Annotated in this window: 20 protein-coding genes; 11 read left to right on the plus strand and 9 right to left on the minus strand. The window is 61.3% G+C overall.

What is annotated here, in order from left to right; genetic code table 11:
* Positions 1 to 64 precede the first annotated feature (64 nt).
* Entirely contained in the window at positions 65 to 490 is a 426-nt protein-coding gene (gene nudI / locus I6G83_RS19085; protein ID WP_054305630.1) for a nucleoside triphosphatase NudI, read from the plus strand.
* Between the two features lie 112 nt (positions 491 to 602).
* Here the strand turns inward: nudI and I6G83_RS19090 are convergent, their stop codons facing one another.
* Positions 603 to 1,394 carry a lytic polysaccharide monooxygenase gene (locus I6G83_RS19090; protein ID WP_054305629.1) on the minus strand — a complete coding sequence of 264 codons (792 nt, stop codon included), beginning with the start codon at positions 1,392 to 1,394 and terminating at the stop codon, positions 603 to 605.
* 227 nt (positions 1,395 to 1,621) lie between these two features.
* Positions 1,622 to 2,503 (minus strand): LysR substrate-binding domain-containing protein, encoded by an 882-nt coding sequence (locus tag I6G83_RS19095; protein ID WP_054305628.1) that lies wholly within the window; start codon positions 2,501 to 2,503, stop codon positions 1,622 to 1,624.
* A gap of 106 nt (positions 2,504 to 2,609) precedes the next feature.
* On the opposite strand from I6G83_RS19095, the gene I6G83_RS19100 reads away from it, so the two are divergent.
* Positions 2,610 to 3,314: an SDR family oxidoreductase gene (locus tag I6G83_RS19100; RefSeq protein ID WP_054305627.1), complete on the plus strand. Its 705-nt coding sequence runs from the start codon at positions 2,610 to 2,612 to the stop codon at positions 3,312 to 3,314.
* A 75-nt stretch (positions 3,315 to 3,389) separates the two neighbouring features.
* Here the strand turns inward: I6G83_RS19100 and dcp are convergent, their stop codons facing one another.
* The 5 genes from dcp to guaD all read right to left on the minus strand — a co-directional run bounded on the left by dcp (position 3,390) and on the right by guaD (position 11,591).
* On the minus strand, positions 3,390 to 5,591 hold the full coding sequence (gene dcp, locus I6G83_RS19105) for a peptidyl-dipeptidase Dcp (RefSeq protein ID WP_054305698.1): 2,202 nt from the start codon (positions 5,589 to 5,591) through the stop codon (positions 3,390 to 3,392).
* 95 nt (positions 5,592 to 5,686) lie between these two features.
* Positions 5,687 to 6,460, minus strand: a complete 774-nt coding sequence (xdhC, locus tag I6G83_RS19110) for a xanthine dehydrogenase accessory protein XdhC (protein ID WP_054305626.1) — start codon at positions 6,458 to 6,460, stop codon at positions 5,687 to 5,689.
* A complete protein-coding gene (gene xdhB, locus I6G83_RS19115) occupies positions 6,444 to 8,846 on the minus strand; it encodes a xanthine dehydrogenase molybdopterin binding subunit (protein WP_054305625.1) in 2,403 nt (800 codons plus the stop codon). Before xdhB ends, xdhC begins: the two co-directional genes overlap by 17 nt.
* Positions 8,839 to 10,263 carry a xanthine dehydrogenase small subunit gene (xdhA, locus tag I6G83_RS19120; RefSeq protein WP_054305624.1) on the minus strand — a complete coding sequence of 475 codons (1,425 nt, stop codon included), beginning with the start codon at positions 10,261 to 10,263 and terminating at the stop codon, positions 8,839 to 8,841. Before xdhA ends, xdhB begins: the two co-directional genes overlap by 8 nt.
* Positions 10,260 to 11,591 (minus strand): guanine deaminase, encoded by a 1,332-nt coding sequence (gene guaD, locus I6G83_RS19125; protein WP_054305623.1) that lies wholly within the window; start codon positions 11,589 to 11,591, stop codon positions 10,260 to 10,262. The genes xdhA and guaD overlap by 4 nt, the downstream gene beginning before the upstream one ends.
* A gap of 618 nt (positions 11,592 to 12,209) precedes the next feature.
* Here guaD and I6G83_RS19130 point away from each other — a divergent pair.
* The 3 genes from I6G83_RS19130 (at position 12,210) to ydfG (ending at position 15,165) form a co-directional block, all read left to right on the plus strand.
* Positions 12,210 to 13,643: an MFS transporter gene (locus I6G83_RS19130; protein WP_054305622.1), complete on the plus strand. Its 1,434-nt coding sequence runs from the start codon at positions 12,210 to 12,212 to the stop codon at positions 13,641 to 13,643.
* Positions 13,644 to 13,783: 140 nt separating this feature from the next.
* Positions 13,784 to 14,308, plus strand: coding sequence for a GNAT family N-acetyltransferase (locus tag I6G83_RS19135; protein ID WP_054305621.1), 525 nt, complete (start codon positions 13,784 to 13,786; stop codon positions 14,306 to 14,308).
* Positions 14,309 to 14,415: 107 nt separating this feature from the next.
* Positions 14,416 to 15,165, plus strand: coding sequence for a bifunctional NADP-dependent 3-hydroxy acid dehydrogenase/3-hydroxypropionate dehydrogenase YdfG (gene ydfG / locus I6G83_RS19140; RefSeq protein ID WP_054305620.1), 750 nt, complete (start codon positions 14,416 to 14,418; stop codon positions 15,163 to 15,165).
* 34 nt (positions 15,166 to 15,199) lie between these two features.
* Here ydfG and I6G83_RS19145 read toward each other — a convergent pair whose 3' ends face one another.
* Positions 15,200 to 15,526, minus strand: a complete 327-nt coding sequence (locus I6G83_RS19145) for a YnfA family protein (protein ID WP_015672461.1) — start codon at positions 15,524 to 15,526, stop codon at positions 15,200 to 15,202.
* A 150-nt stretch (positions 15,527 to 15,676) separates the two neighbouring features.
* Here I6G83_RS19145 and I6G83_RS19150 point away from each other — a divergent pair, with 150 nt between their 5' ends.
* Both I6G83_RS19150 and I6G83_RS19155 read left to right on the plus strand, forming a co-directional pair.
* The gene (locus tag I6G83_RS19150; RefSeq protein WP_054305619.1) at positions 15,677 to 16,045 is read left to right on the plus strand and encodes a DUF1283 family protein; all 369 of its coding nucleotides are present in this window, start codon (positions 15,677 to 15,679) and stop codon (positions 16,043 to 16,045) included.
* 90 nt (positions 16,046 to 16,135) lie between these two features.
* Positions 16,136 to 16,435, plus strand: coding sequence for a DUF1161 domain-containing protein (locus I6G83_RS19155; protein WP_054305697.1), 300 nt, complete (start codon positions 16,136 to 16,138; stop codon positions 16,433 to 16,435).
* A gap of 37 nt (positions 16,436 to 16,472) precedes the next feature.
* Here the strand turns inward: I6G83_RS19155 and I6G83_RS19160 are convergent, their stop codons facing one another.
* Positions 16,473 to 17,960, minus strand: coding sequence for an MDR family MFS transporter (locus I6G83_RS19160; protein ID WP_054305618.1), 1,488 nt, complete (start codon positions 17,958 to 17,960; stop codon positions 16,473 to 16,475).
* Between the two features lie 514 nt (positions 17,961 to 18,474).
* Here I6G83_RS19160 and I6G83_RS19165 point away from each other — a divergent pair.
* Genes I6G83_RS19165 through osmV form a run of 4 tightly spaced genes read left to right on the plus strand, consistent with a single transcriptional unit; the run spans position 18,475 to position 21,898 of the window.
* Positions 18,475 to 19,191 (plus strand): ABC transporter permease, encoded by a 717-nt coding sequence (locus I6G83_RS19165; RefSeq protein ID WP_054305617.1) that lies wholly within the window; start codon positions 18,475 to 18,477, stop codon positions 19,189 to 19,191.
* A gap of 11 nt (positions 19,192 to 19,202) precedes the next feature.
* Positions 19,203 to 20,102, plus strand: coding sequence for a glycine betaine ABC transporter substrate-binding protein (locus I6G83_RS19170; RefSeq protein WP_054305616.1), 900 nt, complete (start codon positions 19,203 to 19,205; stop codon positions 20,100 to 20,102).
* 9 nt (positions 20,103 to 20,111) lie between these two features.
* Positions 20,112 to 20,759: an osmoprotectant ABC transporter permease OsmW gene (gene osmW / locus I6G83_RS19175; protein ID WP_015672467.1), complete on the plus strand. Its 648-nt coding sequence runs from the start codon at positions 20,112 to 20,114 to the stop codon at positions 20,757 to 20,759.
* On the plus strand, positions 20,759 to 21,898 hold the full coding sequence (gene osmV, locus I6G83_RS19180; RefSeq protein ID WP_054305615.1) for an osmoprotectant ABC transporter ATP-binding protein OsmV: 1,140 nt from the start codon (positions 20,759 to 20,761) through the stop codon (positions 21,896 to 21,898). The genes osmW and osmV overlap by 1 nt, the downstream gene beginning before the upstream one ends.
* Positions 21,899 to 22,077: the final 179 nt, after the last annotated feature.

Here is a 22,077-nt window from a genome sequence, read left to right on the forward strand (position 1 = left end):
AATATACCGACACGGGAAATTTCTGATAAAGCTATTCAGAAAGCCATGATGTTGAGGACATGAAATGCGCCAGCGAGTAATAGTGTGCCCAGTGATTCAAAATGAAGGTGAGTTTCTGCTGTGTAAAATGGCCTCCGACCGTGGGGTATTCCCGGGACAATGGGCGCTGCCCGGCGGCGGAATGGAGCCTGGCGAGACGATGGAAACTGCACTGAGGCGTGAAATCAGGGAAGAACTAGGCGAAGTACTGCATATCACAGACGTTAGACCCTGGGCCTTTCGTGATGATATCCGTACTAAAACGTACCCGGATGGTACCACCGAGGACATTTACATGATTTACCTCATCTTTGACTGTATCAGTACAAACCGGACGATTACGTTTAATGAGGAATTTCAGGAGATTGCCTGGGTATCCCCTAGCGCACTGAAAAGCATGGATTTAAATGAGGCGACCCGGATCACATTTGCCCAGAAAGGCCTCCTTTAAGTTCTGGTCTTTATGCAAAAAGCTGATTTGCTGGTTATCAGGACGTGACGCCGTAGGATCGCGGCTTCCGTCCTTCTTTAATGGGCGAAGCGCGCTTCGCCCCGGTTATTATTTATTGAATATTAATATCGCTGCAACTGTAGAAGCCTTCACCGGCTGGGTCGATGCGTTGCCAACGAATAAACAGCACGCGCTCACCTTTGGCATTATTGGCCGGTGCGGAGAACTTATAATCCGACCCTTCCAATTTGGCATCGGTGACCTTTTTCAGCAGCGTCAGATCGCTCCACTTCAGCGGCCGCTCGCTGGCTTTATAATCCGCATTGGATAAATAAACTTCGAAAAAGCTGGGGTTATGCGTCGCCGTTGCATGATAAACAATGTCTATTTCACCGTTGTCATTCAGCTTAACATTGCTGGCGGTCCAGCTCGCGGCAACGTCCATCCCGGATTTATCATTCCACAGATAATCCTTCTTGCTGTCTTTTTCCGTACCGACATTGCCGCCGGAACACAGCTGCCCGTCCGGAATGGCTTCTTTGACTTTATCCTGATTATTATAATCAGGTATCAGTTTGGCAAATTCATCTTTTTGCACAAAGGGATAGTTTGACTGCTCGATCAGCTGATTTTCGTTATCGAGCTTATCTTTGTATTTATTATAATTATGCTGATAAGCAATCTTACACGCCGGATCGGGAATATTGGCGCCATCCGGCGGCCAATGGAAATTCCCGCCGTTATAACATAACTGCTGACGAGAAATAGGCTGAGTCGGCGTGCCGTGAAATGGCGCCGGCGATTTTTCGCCGACGGCAATCTTATTATGGTTTGCAGGCTGAGCAAAAGACAATGCCGGTGCACCCAGGCACAGCAGCGCCAGGTACAGATTATACTTTTTCATGACCTCTCCTATTATCACCATAGATACAGCATAATTTGCTGTGAATAAATAATAGGCCAGGTTTAAAAGTTAGCAAGCCGCCGGCAACAAGATATTATTATCGGAAGTTAACTATTTAATAATGACCGAATCAGGCGGTTGACGGACTGATATCACCGCGTCTATTCAGATTGGCGGCGGGTGAGAATATTAGCGCCGTAGTCATCAACGGGCACCGGCCGGCCGCGCTAAACGCCAGCCAGCGAGAGCCGATCTACGCACCAGTCCCATACCGCATCGCGCTGGGCGCGCGGTAAGGATGAGCGCTTGCGGACGAGGAAATAGCTGGGCTCTTTGATCATGCTCTCCTCCGCGACCTGTACAAGACGCCCGGCCTTGAGATCGCCGGCCACAAACGCCCGGCATGCCAGAGCGATCCCCTGCCCAGCCAGCGCCGCATCCAGCGCCAGCGTCGTCTGGTTAAATACCGCGCCGGGCAGCTTGCCGCCGGTACGCAGAAACAGCGGCCAGTGGCCCTGCGAATCATGCAACAGCGGAAACGCCCCAATCTGTTCCGGAGACAGCGGGAGCGGTAACTCTTTGACCAGATGGGGGCTGGCGACCGCCACCAGCTCCTGGTGGAACAGCAGCCTGGCCTCCAGCCCGGACGGGAACGGAGGACAGGTTAACCGTATGGCAATGTCCACCTGATCGCGCTCAAAATCGCAGAGCGCTTCGGTGGCGACCGTACGCAGCTCCACGCCGGGCAGCGCGGCGTTCAGCTCGGCCAGACGGGGGATCAGCAGCTTCGCGGCGAAGGTCGGCGTCACGCTGATGGTAACGGTGTCCGGCCGCTCCAGAAGCCGTCCGGTGGCATCGCCGAGCGTATCAAAAGCGCGGGTCACCTCCGTCAGGTAGCTTGCGCCCTGCGGCGTCAGGGCCAGGCCGCGCGGCAAGCGCTGAAACAGGGCCTGGCCCAGATGCTCTTCCAGCGCGCGCACCTGCTGCGCAACCGCGCCCTGGGTGACGCCCAGCTCCTCGGCGGCGGCCCGAAAACTCAGCCGGCGCCCCGAGACCTCGAATGCACGCAGGGCATTGAGCGGAGGAAGTTTACGGCGGGATGGCGTCATAGCGATACCCTATAGTTTTTCTACAGTCTGAGACGTTTATTTATCACACGCAACTTCGGCTGTCACCTGACACAATGGCGGCAGAACCTAACCAAAGGAGGCCGTCATGGCTGAAGAAAAAGTTGCGCTTATCATGGGCGGTGGATCCGGTATGGGAGCCGCGGCCGCACGCAGACTGGCTCAGGATGGCTATCGTATCGCCATCCTCTCCTCGTCGGGCAAGGGCGAGGCGCTGGCCAACGAGTTGGGCGGCGTCGGCGTCACCGGCTCAAACCAGTCACTCGACGACGTGAAGCAAATCGTGGATCTGACGATGGCGACGTGGGGGCGAATCGACGCGCTGGTCAACTCCGCAGGTCACGGCCCGCGTGCGCCGCTGCTCGATATCACTGATGAACAGTGGCACCAGGGCATGGATGTCTATTTGCTGAGCGCCGTGCGCCCGATCCGTCTGGTCGCGCCGATCATGGCAGCGCAAGGCGGTGGCGCCATTGTCAACATTTCGACGGCCTGGGCGTTCGAGCCGTCCGCCGAGTTCCCGACTTCGGCAGTGTTCCGGGCGGGTCTTGCCAGCTTCACCAAACTCTTTGCGGATGGCTATGCGGCGAAGAATGTGCGCATAAACAATGTGCTGCCCGGCTGGATCGACAGCCTGCCGGAAGTCGCAGAACGCCGCGACAGCGTGCCGATGGGACGCTATGGCACCGTCGAAGAGATCGCCGACACCGTAGCCTTTTTACTGTCGGCAGGCGCAGGCTACGTCACCGGCCAGAATATCCGCGTCGATGGCGGCGTCACCCGCTCCATCTGATTGGTCCGCTATAATAAACGAGCCGCCTTTCCTGGCGGAAGGCGGCTCGTTGCCCGGACACCCTCTAGAGATAAATCACTGCTCTTTCAGGCCGCGGTTAATCAGCATCGGCTCAATGCTCGGCGCCTTACCGCGCCAGGTTTCATACAGCTTCTCCAGATCTTCGCTGTTGCCGCGCGACAGCACCATATCGCGGAAGCGCTGGCCGTTCTCCGCCGTCAGGCCGCCGTGTTCACTGAACCACTGGAAGGCGTCGTCCGCCAGCATTTCAGTCCACAGATAGGCGTAATAGCCGGCGGCGTAGCCGTTGCCCCAGATATGCTGGAAGTAGCTGGAACGGTAGCGCGGCGGCACATAGCTGAGATCGATGTTATCTTTCTGCAGCGACTGCGCCTCAAACTGGTCGACATCCTGCTGCGGCTGGTCGGCGCTCAGCATATGCCAGTGCATATCCAGCAGCGCCGCCGCCAGCAGTTCGGTCATGTCGTAGCCCTTGTTGAACTTGTCGGCCTTGTTGATCTTGTCGACCAGTTCCTGCGGCATCGCCGCGCCGGTCTGGTAATGCTTGGCGAAGTGGGCGAAGACTTTCGGGTCGCGCGCCCAGTGCTCGTTAAACTGCGACGGGAACTCAACAAAATCGCGCGCGGTATTGGTGCCGGACAGGCTCGGGTACTGCTGATCGGCAAAGATGCCGTGCAGCGCATGGCCGAACTCGTGGAACATGGTGATCACATCGTCATACGACAGCAGCGCCGGCTGGCCGGGCGCCGGTTTGGTGAAGTTGGCGACGTTGTAAATCACCGGTTTGGTGCCGTTGAGTTTCGACTGCTCGACGAAGTTGCTCATCCAGGCGCCGCCGCCCTTGTTGTCGCGCTTAAAGTAGTCGGTATAGAACAGCGCCAGCGATTTACCGTCCTTATCAAACACCTCATACACCCGCACGTCCGGCTGATACACCGGAATATCCTTGCGCTGTTTAAAGCTGATGCCGTACAGCAGGTTAGCCGCGTAGAACACGCCGTTGTTCAGCACGTTATTCAGCTCAAAGTAAGGTTTGATCTGTGATTCATCCAGATCGTACTTCTCCTTGCGCACCTGCTCGGCATAGTACTGCCAGTCCCAGGCCACCAGTTTGAAATCGCCTTTCTGCCGGTCGATCACCGCCTGGATATCCTTCGCCTCACGCTGTGCGCGCGCGGTGGCCGCCGGTACGATATCGCGCATAAAGCTCAGCGCCGCCTTCGGCGTTTTCGCCATCTGATTTTGCAGTTTCCACGAGGCGTAGTCCGGGAAGCCCAGCAGCTTGGCCTGCTCGGCGCGGATCTTCGCCAGCCGGGCGATGGTCTGACGGGTGTCGTTGCCGTCGCCCTTCTCGGCGCGCGTCCACGAAGCGTCGAACAGCGCCTTGCGCGTATCGCGATCCTTCAGCGTCTGCAGATCCGGCTGCTGGGTGGTATTCTGCAGCACCAGCAGCCACTGCTTGTCCAGTTTGCGCTCGCTGGCCGCCTGGGCCGCGGCCGCCAGCTCGCCGGCGGACAGGCCGTCCAGCTTGCTCTTGTCGCTGATGGCCAGCGCGCCGTTCTTCGCCGCCGCCAGCAGTTTATTGGTGAACTGGGTGCTGAGGGTCGCCGCTTCCTGGTTCAGCGCCTTCAGTTTGGTTTTGTCGGCGTCCGACAGGTTGGCGCCGGCCAGTTCAAAGCTCTGGTAGGCCACCTCCAGCAGACGGCGGGATTCCGCATCCAGCTTCAGCGCGTCGCGCTGCTCATACACCGCCTTAATACGCGCAAACAGCTTGCTGTTGAGCATAATGGCGTCATCCATCGCCGCCAGTTTCGGCGAGACTTCTTCATCCAGCTTCTGCAGCGCGTCGCTGGTGTTGGCCGAAGTCATGGCGCCGAACACGCTCATCACCCGCGTCAGCAGCGCGCCGGTTTTTTCCAGCGCCACCAGGGTATTGTCAAAATCCGCCTTGGCCGGGTTGTTGGCGATTTTTTCCACTTCCGCCAGTTTCTGTTTGATGCCCTCTTCAATCGCCGGCGCGTAGTCGCTTTCCTTAATCCGGTCGAAAGGCGGCGCCTGATACGGCAGACGGCTCTGGTAGAAGAACGGGTTGTCGCTTTTCTGGTTCTCGTGCTGGTTGGCTTCGCCGGTCACCGTCGCCTCCTTCGCCTGGCCGCTCGGCAGCGCCGCATGTTCAGAGGTGGTTTTGCTCTCCTCGGCCTGCGCCTGCGTGCCTAACGCCATGCTCATCGCTAACACTAATGTGGATAAACGCATCAATTCAAACTCCTCCATGTAGGGTGCGGGGAAGCATACTTCCCCAATGCCATCCAAGCTTAGGCGCAGTTGGCAGATTCAGCAAAAACAACTGATTAGCGCTGCGCACTGGCGTAATGGGCGATCACTTCGCCGGCCACCGCCACGGCGATTTCCGCCGGCAGTTTGCCCTTCACCTCCGACAGCCCCAGCGGGCAGCGCATCTGCGCCAGCGCCGCGGGCGCTACGCCGCGCATGCCGAGCTGATACTCGAAACGCCTGCGCTTGGTCAGGGAACCGATCAGGCCGAAATAGGCCGCATCGTTACGCTTTAGAATACGCTCCGCCAGCGCCAGATCCAGGCCGTGATCGTGGGTCATCACAATATAGAGGCAACCCGGCGGCATGTCATCGACCGCCGCCGGCAGATCCTCACACGGCTGCGGCGTAATATTGGCGGCCACCTGCGGCGGAAACTGCTGCGCCCGGCTGTCGAGCCAGCGTACCTGCAGCGGCAGCGTCGCCAGGATCTGCGCCAGCGCGCAGCCGACGTGGCCGGCGCCAAACAGCGCCACCAGCGGCCGCGCCGCGTTCTGCGGCTCAAACAGCACGCGGACGTGGCCGCCGCAGCACTGCCCCAGCCGCGCGGCCAGCGGGAAGCTTTCCAGCCGCAGCGCCGATTCGCCGCGCTGCAGCATGGCGCGGGCAATTTCCAGCGCCTGAAACTCCAGATGGCCGCCGCCGATGGTGTCCAGCGCCTGTTCGGCGGTCACCAGCATTTTCGCACCGCGGTTGCGCGGTACGGAGCCATGTTCATCAATCACGGTGACCAGCACGCAGGGTTCACCGCGCCGCCGCAGCGCGGCCAACGCATCAATCCAGTGTTCCATCGTCGCCCTCCCGCCGATTTTGAGTGACACTGTCACCTGAAAGCATCTGCTGTACGCCCCACAGCACCCGCTCCGGCGTGGCCGGCGCATCGATATCCGGCTGACGCCGGTAATCGCTCAGGCTGGCGACCGCATCCTTGATGGCGCACCAGACTGATATCGCCAGCATAAACGGCGGCTCGCCCACCGCTTTGGAACGAAAGACCGTCTGCTGCGGATTGCGGCGGTTTTCCAGCAGCGACACCCGCAGATCGGCCGGCACGTCGCCAATCGCCGGGATCTTGTAGCTGGCCGGCCCGTTGGTCAGCAGCCGTCCCTGCTCATCCCACACCAGCTCCTCGCAGGTCAGCCAGCCCATGCCCTGCACGAATCCCCCTTCGATTTGCCCGATATCAATCGCCGGGTTCAGCGAGTCGCCGACGTCATGCAGAATATCGGCGCGCAGCAGCTGATATTCGCCGGTCAGCGTATCGATCAACACTTCTGAACAGGCCGCGCCGTAGGCGAAATAATAAAATGGATGCCCGACGCCGGCCTCGCGATGGTAAAAAATCTGCGGCGTGCGGTAATAGCCGGTGCTGGACAGGGAAACCTGCTGCAGATAGGCCAGCTGCACCACCTGTTCAAAACTGAAATAGCGCTCGCCGACCCGCACCTGGCCGTTGCTGAATGCGATCTGCCGCGCCGGCACCCGATAGTGTTGCACCAGCATGTCAATCAGCCGCTGTTTGATGGTCAGCGCGGCGTTCTCCGCCGCTTTGCCGTTCAGATCGGTGCCGGACGAAGCCGCCGTCGGCGAGGTGTTCGGCACTTTGCCGGTGTCGGTGGCGGTGATCTGAATCCGCGCGATATCCACCTGGAACACCTCGGCCACGATCTGCGCCACCTTGGTGTTCAGGCCCTGGCCCATTTCCGTGCCGCCGTGGTTCAGCTGCATGCTGCCGTCGGTATAGATCAGCAGCAGCGCCCCGGCCTGATTGAGGAAGCTGGCGGTAAATGAAATGCCGAACTTCACCGGCGTCAGCGCCAGTCCCTTCTTCAGCAGCGGACTGCGCGCATTGAATTCCCGCACCGCCGCGCGGCGCGCCCGGTAGTCGGCGCTGTGCTCCAGCCGCCGGGTGATCTCCGCCAGCAGGTTCTGGCCTACCGGCTGCTGATAGTGGGTCACATTGCGCGTTTTCTGCCGGTAATAGTTGGTTTTGCGCACCGTCAGCGGGTCCAGCGCCAGATGGCGGGCGATGACGTCCATAATGTTCTCAATCGCCATCATGCCCTGCGGGCCGCCAAAGCCGCGGTAGGCGGTGTTGGATGCGGTGTGGGTCTGGCAGCGGTGGCCGGTGATCACCACGTCCTGCAGAAAATAGGCGTTATCGGCGTGGAACATCGCACGATCGACGATCGAACCGGAGAGATCGAGTGAATAGCCGCAGTTGCCCGCGAGGTCGATTTTAATGCCGCTCAGCAGGCCGCGATCGTCAAACCCTACGTCATAGTGAATATAGAACGGATGGCGCTTACCGGTGATCATCATGTCGTCGCGGCGGTTAAGGCGCATCTTCGCCGGCCGGCCGGTCAGGTGCGCCGCCAGCGCGCACAGGCACGCCGGCCCGGCGGCCTGCGTCTCCTTACCGCCGAAGCCGCCGCCCATGCGCCGGGTATCGACCGTCACCTTATGCAGCGGCAGCGCCAGCACCGACGCCACCAGTTTTTGCACTTCGCTCGGGTTCTGGGTGGAGGAGTAGACCTGTATGCCGCCGTCCTCGCCGGGCACCACCGCGGAGATCTGGGTTTCCAGATAAAAATGCTCCTGGCCGCCGATACGCAGCTCGCCCTGCAGCCGGTGCCGGGCGCGCGCCAGCGCCGCCTCCGCGTCGCCGCGACGGTGGCAGTGGCTCTCCTGCACCAACCAGCCATTGCGGTATGACTGCTCAACGTCCAGCCGCGCCGGCAGATCCTGATAATCGATAACGATCGCCTGCGCCGCGCGCCAGGCGGTCTCTTCATCCTCCGCCGCCACCACCGCCACCACCTGACCGACGTATTCGACCCGATCTCTGGCCAGCAGCGGGTCGCCCTCGGTCAGCGCGGCGATATCCAGCTCTCCCGGCACGTCCTGCCAGGTCATCACCCGCACCACGCCGGGAAACTGCGCGCAGGCGCTGCTGTCCAGCGCCAGAATCTTCGCATGCGCGCGGTCGCTCAGCCGCGCGGCCAGATGCAGCTGGCGCGGGTACTCCAGCCGGTCATCAATGTACTGCGCCTCGCCGCTGACGTGCTTGTCGGCGCTTTCGTGCTGCTGACTGCGGCCAACGCCGCCGCGCGCCGCGCCGGCGAACAGTGCGGCCAGCTCGGCCTGGCTGCGTTCTGTCTGGGATCGGTTACTCATGGCTGGTTACCTCAATGGCGGTGGCCGGCGCGCTCAGCGCGATGAAATAGCGGCGCAGCAGGTTTTGCGCCACCAACATGCGGTAGGCGCCGCTGGCGCGGAAGTCGCTCAGCGGGGTGAAATCCAGCGTCAGCGCCTGCGCCGCCCGCTCCACGCTGTTGTGCTCCCAGCGTGCGCCAAGCAGCGCCCGTTCGCAGGCTGCGGCCCGTTTCGGCGTGGCGGCCATGCCGCCGAAGGCGATGCGCGCCGTCCGCACCCTGCCGTCTTCAATCTGCAGGTTAAAGGCGCCGCACACCGCGGAGATATCATCTTCCAGCCGCTTCGAGACCTTCCAGACGCGCAGATCCGCCGGGAACGACGCCGGCAGCTGGATGCTTTCGATAAACTCCCCCGGCTGCAGCGCCGTCTGCCGGTAACCGAGGAAGAAATCGTCCAGCGGCAGATCGCGCCGCTGCGCGCCGCGGCGCAGCGTCAGCACCGCATTCAGCGCCAGCAGCAGCGGCGCGCCGTCGCCGATCGGCGAGGCGTTGGCGATATTGCCGCCCAGCGTGCCCTGATTGCGGATTTGCTGCGAGGCGAAACGCTGCAGCAGCGCCCCCAGCGCCGGGTGTTCCTCCGCCAGCGCCCGGTAGAGTTCGCTCAGCGTAACGCCGGCGCCGATGCGCAGCCGCTCGCCCCGTTCAATCTGTCGCAGTTCGGCAAGCTGGCCGATGGCGATGATCAGCGGCAGATCCTGGTGGCGCTGCGTCACCTCCAGCGCCAGATCGGTGCCGCCGGCCAGCAGTTTCGCCTGCGGATACTGCTGATAGCACTGCGCCAGCTGGTCCAGCGTCTGCGGCATCAGGCAGCGTTTGCCGCCGCAGACCGTCTCCGCGGCGGCGGGGATCTGCCGCAGACGCGCCAGCGTTGCTGCCTGACGGGCGTCGAACTGGTCCGGCGCGCTGGTCGTACAGGCCTGCTGCGCCGCCGCCATAATCGGCCGGTAGCCGGTGCAGCGGCACAGGTTGCCCGCCAGCGCCTGCAGGGCCTGCTCGCGCCGGTAGCCGTCGCTGTTCTTTTGCAGACAGAACAGCGACATCACAAACCCCGGCGTACAAAAGCCGCACTGCGAGCCGTGGCAGTCCACCATCGCCTGCTGCACCGCGTGCAGCTGTCCCTTCTCGCGCAGATCCTCAACGGTCAGCAGCTGTTTGCCGTGCAGCGCGCTGACAAAGGTCAGACAGGCGTTGACGCTGCGGTAGCGCAGCCGCTCGCCGTCGGCCTCCGCCAGCACCACGGTGCACGCCCCGCAGTCGCCGGAGGCGCAGCCCTCTTTGGTGCCGCAGCGCCGCAGATGGCGGCGCAGATACTGCAGCACCGTGGTATTCGGATCGAGCCGTTCGCTTTTCAGCGTGTCGTTCAGCAGAAACTGGATCATGCCGCCTCCTGCCGCTGCGGCGCCTGAAACACCACCTTGCCGTCCACATAGGTGCGATACAGGTTGCGATCGTCGCCAAGCGTCATCAGCATAAACAGCACTTCATCCAGCGTGCGGCTGTTGGCATAGCGCAGCTGCTGCAGCGGCGACACCGCCGGATCAAGCACCACGAAATCCGCCTCTTTGCCGACGTCAAAGTTGCCGATATGGTCGTCCAGCGCCAACGCGCGCGCGCCGCCCAGCGTGGCGTGATAGAAGGCTTCGCCGGCCGCCAGTTTGTAATCCTGCAACTGCGCCACCTTGTAGGCTTCGCCCAGCGTCTGCAGCATATTAAAGGTGGTGCCGGCCCCGACGTCGCTGCCGATGCCGAGTCGGACCCGCCGCCGCCAGGCCTGCTGCAGCTTAAACAGCCCGCTGCCGAGGAACAGGTTGGACGTCGGGCAGAAGGCGATCGACGAACGGGTATCGCACAGGCACTGCCACTCTGCGTCTTCCAGGTGCAGGCAGTGGGCGAAGACGCTTTTCTCGCCGGTCAGCCCGTAATGGTGGTAAACATCCAGATAGTTGCGATGCTGCGGAAACAGTTCTTTTACCCAGGCCACTTCATCGCGGTTCTCGCTCAGGTGGGTATGCAGCCAGACGTCGGGAAACTCCTGGCGCAGGCGCTGCACCTGCGCCAGCAGCTGCGGGGAACAGGTGGGCGCGAAACGCGGCGTCAGGGCATAGCCCAGCCGCTGCCTGCCGTGCCAGCGGCGGATCAGCGCCCGGGTTTGCCGGTAGCTCTGTTCCGGCGTTTCCAGCAGCCCCTCAGGCGCATGGCGATCCATCATCACCTTGCCGGCAATCAGCCGCATATTCAGCGCCGCCGCCTGACTGAACAGCGCGTCGACCGACTGCGGATGCACGGTGGCGAACACCAGCGCCGTGGTGGTGCCGTTGCTTAACAGCTGCTGCAGGAAGAATGCGGAGATATTCTCGGCATGCTCGGCGTCGCTAAAACGTCCCTCGACCGGGAAGGTATAGCGCTGCAGCCAGCCCAGCAGCTGGTCGCCGTAGGCGCCGATCATTTCAGTTTGCGGGTAATGAATGTGGCAGTCGACAAACCCCGGCACCACCAGTTTATCGCGATAATCCGTCACCGCCGTGCCGGCCGGCAGCAGCGCTGCGCCCTGCTGCCACTCGCCGAACCACGCGATGCGCCCCTGATTCAGCAGCAGCAGGCCGTCCGGCCGGTGCCGCAGCTGGGGGGCGAGTTGATCCGGCTGTTCCACGCAGGCGGCGATATCGAAAAAATTGCCACGAATGGCGTGGGTAAATTGCATGCTCATAATGCCGTTCCTATTTTTCTGGCGCGCACGGCGCAACCGGCGGCAAAAGTATTTCACCGGTTAATACATGGCGCATTTATCATCAATTACAGGCGATAAATTAAAGATAGCAATCGCCATGCCAGCATGCCGAAAATAGAATAAAAGCATATAAAACAATCAATTAAATTAACTCCAATGCTGCATGAAAAAACGGTCTAAATATCACCCGCCCAGGCAAACGGTTGCGGTTAAATAGCAACCGTTTGCCTTTATTTGTTAAATATTGCTCTGCACCATTGTTGCGCAACCATTATTCTCACCGTGCGGCCAGCGGCTCCGGGTATTGTCATTTATCCGACGCGTTAACGTTTCTGCTCAGTCAACCGCGATTCACACCGTGCTGCACCATCAGCAGGCAGAGGCCAAAACGTTGGCGCAGGCAGGCTCCCCGTGCGCTTGTCCATCGGCAATCCTGCGCGCGAATTTACGGTAATTCTCAAAAGATGCCTTCATTTTATTAACCACTTTTTAACAATGGCGCATTGCGCTATGCTCACCCTCTTGTCTGTACCAATGTCTACGCCACTGGGTTGTCGTTATGCCGAATCACCGCAGTTCTACTCAGGATGCTCTGCCATGAGCGCTTTTTCACGCGTCGGCGCACTGCCGCTGCTGGTGGCGGGCGCATTTTTTATGGAGAACCTCGACGGTACGGTGATTGTCACCGCGCTGCCGCAGATGGCGACCGCGTTCGGCGTACAACCGGTGGATATGAATATCGGCATTGTCGCCTATATCCTCACCCTGACGGTGTTTATCCCCGCCAGCGGCTGGATCGCCAACCGCTTTGGCGCGCGCCGCGTCTTTTCGGCGGCGATTGTCATCTTTACGCTGGCCTCGGTGCTGTGCGCGCTGAGCGCGGACCTGATTACCTTTACCGCCGCCCGTATCCTGCAGGGCTTCGGCGGTGCGCTGATGGTGCCGGTGGGCCGGCTGGCGGTGCTGCGCAACACCGACAAAAGCGGTTTGATTAAAGCTATCGCCACCATTACCTGGCCCGGACTGGTGGCGCCGATCCTCGGGCCGCCGGTCGGCGGCTTTATTACCACCTACGCCTCGTGGCACTGGATCTTTATCCTCAACCTGCCGCTGGGACTGCTGGCGCTGCCGCTGGCCTGGCGGCTGATCCCGGATGAGGCGCAGCAGACGCGCGCGCCGTTTGACGGCCTGGGATTTGTGCTGACCGGCATTGCCTGCTTTGGCCTGATGTTCGGCCTGGATCTGATCAACCATCCGCAGCTGTCCTGGCTGGTGCCGCTGCTGTGCATCGCCGCCAGCCTGGCGGTCGGCGCGCTGGCGGTGCGCCACGCCAAACGACACGCCGCCCCGCTGATCAATCTGTGGGCGATGCGGGTAAAAAGTTACGCCGTCACGATTTGGGGCGGCACGCTGTTCCGGCTGGCGATCGGCGCGGTGCCCTTCCTGCTGCCGCTGCTGTTCCAGATCGGCTTCGGCCTGAGCGCCTTTGAGGCCGGCCTGCTGGTGCTGGCGGTGTTTGCCGGTAATCTGGCGATGAAGCCCTTTACCTCCGCCATTTTGTACCGCTTCAATTTCCGCACCACCCTGATGGTCAACGGCCTGCTCAACGCCGCCGCCATCTTCGGCTGCGCGCTGCTGACGCCGACGACGCCGGTGTGGCTGATTATCGCCCTGCTGTTCGTCAGCGGCCTGACGCGCTCCATGCAGTTCACCGCGCTCAATACGCTGGCGTTCTCTGAAGTGCCGCAAAGCAAGATGAACGACGCCAATACGCTGTTCAACGTGGCGCAGCAGATGGGCGGCGGGCTGGGCATCGCGGTGGGAGCGCTGGTTCTGCGGCTGGCGGAGATCTGGTTCCCGCCGGCGGGCGACGCGATCCCGCTGGCCAACTTCCAGCTGGCGTTTGTGGTGATCGGCGGCATTGCGCTGCTGTCGGTGGTCGACAGCTTCGGCCTGACGGCCGAAGCCGGTAATGAAATCCGCCGGCAAACGCCGCCCGTTGCGGCGCCGGAGAGCGCCAAACGCGGTTAACCGCACGCTTTGTGCCCTTTTTCCCGGCGCCGGTCAAAAAGGGTTCGCATCGGCTGATAATCCACGTAGTATCGACGATCCGCCCGGCGTCAGCCCGGCGGATTGTTTGCCATTCAGGCCTGAAAAGCGAGGTAAGAATAATGATTCACAGTGACCTTTCTCAGTGCCGCGTAAACAGCGAACGGCTGTTGCTTACCCCTTTTAGCGCAGCCGACGCCGATGAGGTTTACCAGGCAATTACACCGACCCTGACCCGCTTTATGAGTTTTGAGCCGGAACCCTCCGCCGAGGCGTTTGCCGAGGTCTGGCAGGGCTGGCTGCCGCTGATGCGTGAAGGGGAAGAGATCTTTTTTGTCGCCCGCCGGCGCGAAGACAAGCGCTTTGTCGGCATGGGCGGTGTGCACAATCTGCGCTCGCCGACGCCGGAGCTGGGTCTGTGGATCAAAGAAGACCAGCACCATCAGGGCTACGGCCGCGAACTGCTGCAGGCGATCGCCCGCTGGGCCGGCGAACGCTACCGGCCCCATTACTTTATCTATCCGGTGGCGGAGCAAAACCTCCCCAGCCGGCGACTGGCCGAATCGCTGGGCGGCCAACTCAACGGCCGCCGCGAAAATATCAAGTACGACTGTCTGGTCTACCATATCCCGCCGTCCAGCGAATAATGCGCTGCCCGGCGGCACGCCATCGCGTCATCTTCCTTTGCCGCGGCGGTGTGGAATATGCTAATCATACATACAGACATGGGTAAAAACAGTTGAGGAACAGTGGGATGATTATTTTTGTTACCGGCGCCACCGCCGGTTTTGGCGAGGCGATTGCACGTAAATTTGTTCAACAAGGCCATCAGGTGATTGCCAGCGGCCGCCGCATCGACCGGCTGGAAAGCCTGAAGGATGAGCTGGGCGACGCCCTGCATATCGTACAGCTTGACGTGCGCAACCGCGCCGCCATCCACCAGGCCATCGCCGCCCTGCCGCCGCAGTGGCGTCAGGTGGACGTGCTGGTGAATAACGCCGGGCTGGCGCTGGGTCTGGAGCCGGCGCACAAGGCCAACGCCGATGACTGGGAAACCATGATCGACACCAACACCAAAGGGCTGGTCAATATGACCCGTGAGCTGCTGCCGGCGATGGTGGAGCGCAACGTCGGCCACGTGATCAATATCGGTTCTGTCGCCGCCAACTGGCCGTATGCCGGCGGCAACGTGTACGGCGCCACCAAGGCGTTCGTCAAGCAGTTCAGCCTCGGCCTGCGCGCCGATCTGCAGGGCACGCGCCTGCGCGTAACCGATATCGAGCCGGGCCTGGTGGGCGGCACCGAGTTTTCCAACGTGCGCTTTAAAGGCGACGATGACAAGGTGGACCGCACCTATCAGGGCGCCAACGCCCTGACGCCGCAGGATATCGCCGATTCGGTGTATTGGGTGGCGACGCTGCCGTCCCACGTCAATATCAATACGCTGGAAATTATGCCGGTCAGCCAGTCCTTCGCCGGGCTGAGCGTCCACCGCGACGCCTGATCCTCACGCGGCAGGCGCTGCCTGCCGCCGTTCCTCAGGCCGCCCGCCAGCCGGCCACGATAATCAGCATCCCCGCCAGCGCCACTCCGGCTCCCAGCCAGTCGAACGCCGTCAGCCTTACGCCGTCCACCACCCGCAGCCACAGCAGCGCGGTCGCCACGTATACGCCGCCGTAGGCCGCATACACCCGGCCGCTGGCCGCCGGATGCAGCGTCAGCAGCCAGACGAAGGCCATCAGGCTCAGCGCCGCCGGCAGCAGCAGCCAGGCGCTCGCCCCCTTTTTCAGCCATAAATACGGCAGGAAGCAGCCGACGATCTCCGCCAGCGCGGTAGCGAAAAAGAGCAAGGTGGTTTTTAACATGGCGTGCTGAGCTCTCCGAAAGGTAAACGAAAAGTGCGCCTGGCTGGTGTCTGACAAGCGCGCAGTGTTATTATTAACCAAACGCTCATCGAGCGCGTGTCAGGTGCCGGATCGCCCGGCGTCGCAACACTAACTCATAAGGATAACAAGATGAAATCACTTTTCTCCCAACGACTGCTGCGCAGGATGCTGCCGGTCGCGGCATTGGCGCTGGCTGGCGCCTGGCAACTGCCGGCGCTGGCCGCCAGCTGCACCCAGGGCAGTACCTGCGTCACCGTTGACGGCAACGGCGGCACCGCCATGTCCAACGAAAACGCACGCCAGAGCAAAGAGCAGTGGAACGACACCCGCAGCCTGCGCCATAAGGTGAATACCCGCGTGGAGAAAGACTTCGACAAGCTGGACCGCGCGGCGGACGATGAAGACCGCTGCAACGACAGCCTGAACGTCAACGCCTATTGGGAGCCGTCAACGCTGAAATGCCTTGACCGCACCACCGGCCGTCGGATTAATCCTTAAACCGCCCGCCACCGCGGGTTAGGCGTTAAGTTTCGCAGCGGCAACTGCTATCCTGATAAAGGAAATTCATTCTCAACCAAGGACAGAATGATGAAAAAAGCGCTGATACTGAGTGCACTGTTATTGGCCTCGGCACCGCTGGCGGCCCTTGCCTCATGCGAAAGCGTGAAGGCGGAAATTTCGCAGAAAATTATCGCCAACGGCGTACCGGAATCCGGCTTCAAGCTGGATATCGTCCCTAACGATCAGGCTGACCAGGCCGGTGGTCAGGTAGTCGGCCATTGCGAAAACGACACACAGAAAATTGTCTACACCCGCCTCGCCAACGGCGATGACGGCAGCGATGCGGCGGCCACCGGCACCAGCCAGGATGCCAACGCACCGCAATAACCGCTTACGGGCGCAGGCATGCTGCGCCCGCTTCCCGTTATACCTGCTCCACCTCTCCCTCTTCGCTCTGCGGCCGCTGATGCGCCGGCACCAGCAGCGCGGCGCCCAGTGCGCACAGCGACACCAGCGCCGACACCAGAAATACCCAGTGCAGCGACAGCGCCACCTGATGGCTTAACGCCCCCAGCGCCTCGGCATCCAGCGCCGCCCGCCGCGCCGGATCCATCAGCTGCTGTACCGGATCGGCCACCTGCGGCAGACGCAGCTGCAGATTGATATTCAGCGTCGCGCCGAGAATCGCGGTGCCGATCGCCGAACCCATCATGCGGGTAAATACCGTACAGGCGGTGGCGATGCCGCGAATGCTGTGATGTGCGGCGTTTTGCACCGACACCAGAAAGGTGGTGTTGCACAGCCCCATCCCGGCGCCGACCATAAATGCCGCCACCCGTCCCCACAGCAAGCCGCCGTCCGGCTGCAGCAGCAGCAAAATTGCCCCGCCGGCAACCAGCAGCCCGGCCCCCAGCAGCGCCGTGGTGCGGTAGGAGGTCAGCAGCATCAGCCGGCCGCTGAAGGTGCTGGCCAGCGGCCAGCCTATCGACATCAGCGCCAGCGTGGTGCCGGCCTGCAGCGGCGAGCCGCCCATAGCCCCCTGAATAAAGGTGGGCAGGAAGGCGCTGATGCCCATCATCGCCGCGCCGATCGCCAGGCCGCCGACGTTGCCGGCGACGATCACCCGGCTGCGCCACAGCGCCAGCGGAAACAGCGGCTCCGGCGCGCGCCGTTCCTGACGCACCAGCAGCCACAGCGACAACGCCGCCAGCAGCAGCATCGGCGCCACCCAGATCCCCAGTGTATCCGCCTGCAGCAGCGCCAGCAGCAGGCTGGCGACGAACAGCGTCATCCAGGCGGTGCCCGCCCAGTCCAGCGCATGGTTGCGCACCCGCTCGCCGGAGGGCAGATAGCGCGCCAGCAGCGCCATTGCCAGCAGGCCGATCGGCAGATTGACCCAGAACACCAGCGCCCACGGCAGATGTTCGACGATAAACGCCCCCAGCAGCGGGCCGATAATGGCGGAAAAGCCCCACACGCTGGACAGGTAGCCCATCACTTTCGGCCGCTCGTCGGGGCCGTAGACATCGCCGATGATGGTGGTGGCAATCGGCATCACCGCCCCGGCGCCCAACCCCTGCAACAGGCGGAAGCCGATCAGCCAGTACATATTCGGCGAGAAGCCGCACAGGATGGAGCCCAGCAGAAACAGCGCGGCGCCAAAGAAAAAGACCCGTTTGCGGCCGTAGAGGTCAGCCAGCCGGCCATAAATCGGAATGGTGATCGCCTGGGTCAGCAGATAAACCGCAAACACCCAGCCGAGCAGCGAGAAGCCGCCCAGATCGGCGATAATGGTCGGCATGGCGGTCGCCACAATGGTGGCTTCAATCGCCGACATAAACATCGCCAGCATACAGGCGATCAGAATCAGCGGCCGGTGCGCCACTCTGGTGGCAAAGAGGTCATTGGTCATTATTCAGTCAGTCAATCCGCAAGTGTGAGGCAATAAGGGTCAAGTATATCAGCGCAAAACGTCAACCCGCCGGCGGGCTGTCAGCTCTGCGATCTCGGTGGGTCAAAAAGGCATCAATTGGACATTTTGTGACAGCGTAACATAAACCGGAGTAATTTTTTTCATTAACGCCTGCGGCTAGCTGTCATGCGGGCTAAGGTAAAAAAATTGTTAAATTCAATCGCCTGATTTCGCTGGCAAAACTTGTCAAGCAAAACAACAGGATGTTATACCTTGAATCAGCCGGACGCCGCGCGTCCCGGCAACTTTCGTAATGTTTAAAATCAGTATTAGCAATTGATTTTAAAGCCTTATTGGGACAGCACTCTGCGTAATGCATGGACGAGGCCGCCTTCTGCCCAATAACACCATTTTTAATGCGATACGCCCGTTTGGCACCCCACCGTCGTGTGGGTCGCACTCGCGCGTCACTGCGCCCTATTACCGGCGTTACACACTACGGAGGACGCACCACATGACTACCTCAGCGCACCAACGGCGCTTTGTTCTCGGCGGCCTGCTGTTGCTGACCGTGATCGCCCTGCTGATTTACGGCATCGGCTGGGAGACGATAAAAGCGCGTCAGGTCGATCTGATCTATCTCGGCGAGCAGCATATGTTCCTGGTGTTCTGCTCCATGCTGCTAGCGCTGCTGGTCGGCATTCCCAGCGGCATTGTGCTCAGCCGCCCCTTCGCCCGCCGTTGGGCCGAATACGTGATGCAGATTTTCAACGTCGGCAACACCCTGCCGCCGCTGGCGGTGCTGGCGCTGGCGATGGTGATCGTCGGCATCGGCGACAAGCCGGCGGTGGTGGCGCTGTTTCTGGCGTCGCTGCTGCCCATCGTGCGCAATACCTATTCCGGGCTGATTTCCGTACCGGCGCCGCTGCTGGAGGCGGCCAACGGCATCGGCATGACGACCTCCCAGCGCCTGCGCCGGGTTGAACTGCCCAACGCGCTGCCGGTGATCATGGCCGGTATCCGCATTGCAATGGCGATTAACGTCGGCACCGCGCCGCTGGCCTTCCTGATCGGCGCCAGCAGCTACGGCGAACTGATCTTCCCGGGCATCTATCTCAACGATTTCCCGACCCTGATCCTTGGCGCCGCCGCCACCGCGCTGATTGCGCTGCTGCTCGATCTGGCGCTGGCCGGACTGGGCCGCTGGCTCAGTCCGCACACCGCATCCTGAAGGAGAACACCATGACCCCTTGGCTGAAAGCGGCGCTGCTCGGCACGCTGCTGCTGTTGAGCGGCGCCGGTTGGAGCGCCCCGCTGGTGCTGGCCAGCAAAAACTTTACCGAACAGCGCATTCTGTCGGAAATCACGGTGCAGTACCTGCGTGCAAAAGGCTTCCAGGTGGAGCCGAAAACCAACCTCGCTACGACCATCACCCGCAACGCGATGATCAATAAGCAGATCGATATGACCTGGGAGTACACCGGCACCTCGCTGATTATCTTTAACCATATCAAGGAGCGCATGACGCCGCAGCAGACCTACGACACGGTGAAAAAGCTCGACGCCAAACTCGGCCTGGTCTGGCTGCAGCCGGCGGATATGAACAACACCTACGCCTTCGCCATGCAGCGTAAACGCGCCGAAAAGGAAAATATCCATACCATGTCGCAGCTGGTGGCCAAAATCGAGCAGGTGCGACGGGATGACCCCGATCATAACTGGCTGCTCGGACTGGACCTGGAGTTTGCCGGGCGCTCCGACGGCCTGAAGCCGCTGCAGGCGCTGTATAACATGCCGCTCGACCGCCCTCAGATCCGTCAGATGGATCCGGGGTTGGTGTATAACGCCATCCGCGACGGCTTTGTCGACGCCGGCCTGATCTACACCACCGACGGCCGGGTGCAAGGCTTCGATCTGCAGGTGCTGGACGACGACAAGGGCTATTTCCCCAGCTACGCGGTCACCCCGGTGGTGCGCGCCGACGTGCTGAAAAACACCCCGGGGCTGGAAAAAGCACTCAACACCCTGTCGCAGCAGCTGACCAACCCGGTGATCACCAGCCTGAACGCCAAGGTTGATATCGACTATCAGACGCCGCAGCAGGTCGCCCGCGAGTTCCTGCAGCAGCGGGGCCTGATTTAAGGAGAGATGATGCAAACCTTAATCTATGTATGGCAGAACTGGGGCTACATCGCCGGTCTGACGCTGGAACATATGATGCTGGTCGGGCTGGCCGTCGGCCTGGCCATCCTGATCGGCGTCCCGCTCGGCGTGCTGATCGTGCGCTATAAGTGGCTGGCGACGCCGATCCTCAGCCTGGCCACCATCGTGCTGACCATTCCGTCCATTGCGCTGTTCGGCCTGATGATTCCGCTGTTTTCGCTGATCGGTCACGGTATCGGCTATCTGCCGGCGATCACCGCGGTGTTCCTCTATTCGCTGCTGCCCATTGTACGCAACACCCACACCGCGCTGGACAACCTGCCCGGCGGCCTGCGTGAGGCCGGCCAGGGCATCGGCATGACCTTCTGGCAGCGGCTGCGCTGGGTGGAAATTCCGGTGGCGCTGCCGGTGATTTTCGGCGGTATCCGCACCGCCGTGGTGATGAATATCGGCGTGATGGCCATTGCCGCCGTTATCGGCGCCGGCGGCCTCGGCCTGCTGCTGCTTAACGGCATCAGCGGCAGCGACATCCGCCAACTGATTACCGGCGCCGTCATGATCAGCCTGCTGGCGATCGTGCTTGACTGGCTGCTGCACCGCTTACAAATTGCCCTCACGCCCAAGGGGATCCGCTGATGATTAAATTAGAAAACCTGACCAAACAGTTCGTGCAGAAGAACGGTAAAGCGTTCAACGCCGTCGATAACGTCAATCTGGAAGTGCCGGCCGGCGAAATCTGCGTGCTGCTCGGCCCTTCCGGCTGCGGCAAAACCACCACGCTGAAGATGATCAACCACCTGATTATGCCGACCAGCGGTAAAATCCTGATTAACGGCGAGGACACCGAGGGGCTGGACACCGTCACCCTGCGACGCAATATCGGCTATGTGATCCAGCAAATCGGCCTGTTCCCCAATATGACCATTGAGGAGAACATCACCGTGGTGCCGCGCATGCTGGGCTGGGACAAACAGCGCTGCCGCGCGCGCGCCGAAGAGCTGATGAGCATGGTGGCGCTGGACCCGAAGCGTTTTCTCAGCCGCTACCCGAAAGAGATGTCCGGCGGCCAACAGCAGCGTATCGGGGTGATCCGCGCGCTGGCGGCCGATCCGCCGGTGCTGCTGATGGATGAACCGTTCGGCGCCGTCGACCCGATTAACCGCGAAACTATCCAGAATGAGTTTCTCGACATGCAGCGCCAGCTGAAAAAAACCGTGATGCTGGTCAGCCACGACATTGATGAGGCGCTGAAACTGGGCGACCGCATCGCCGTGTTCCGCCAGGGCAAAATCGTGCAGAACGCCAGCGCGGACGAGCTGCTGGCGCGCCCGGCCAATGAGTTTGTCGCCTCGTTTGTCGGCCAGGACCGCACGCTGAAGCGTCTGCTGCTGGTGCAGGCCGGCGACGTCACCGACCAGCAGCCGACCGTGACGGTGCGTAAATCCACCTCGCTGGCCGACGCGTTTGCCCTGATGGATGATAACGATGCGCGTTCGGTGACCGTGGTGGACGACGACGGCAAGCCGCTGGGCTACGTCAAACGCCGCGAGGCGCGCGGCGCAGAGGGCGTCTGCGCCGACGCCATTCACCACTTCCGCGTGCACGGCAAAGCCGAAGAGAACCTGCGCGTGGTGCTGTCGAAGCTGTATGAGCACAACACCTCATGGATGCCGATCGTCGATGAAGACGGCCGCTACAGCGGGGAGATTTCGCAAGATTACATCGCCGATTATCTGAGTTCCGGCCGCACCCGTAGAGCCTTGAATCCTCAGTAAATTCTGAAATTTGGCGGCTTCGGCCGCCATATCCCTGAACCATTGCCAAAACCTATCTCAGCGATAGCCGATTACTATATAATTGCTTGATATCAATCAAGTATCATCCGCGCCCGTCCTCCGACAATCCAGACTGCCGTTTTTTTCGCCATCCCGTTGGTTGGCGCGGCAATCACTGT

The sequence above is a fragment of the Serratia rubidaea genome (assembly GCF_016026735.1).
Classification (GTDB): domain Bacteria; phylum Pseudomonadota; class Gammaproteobacteria; order Enterobacterales; family Enterobacteriaceae; genus Serratia_B; species Serratia_B rubidaea.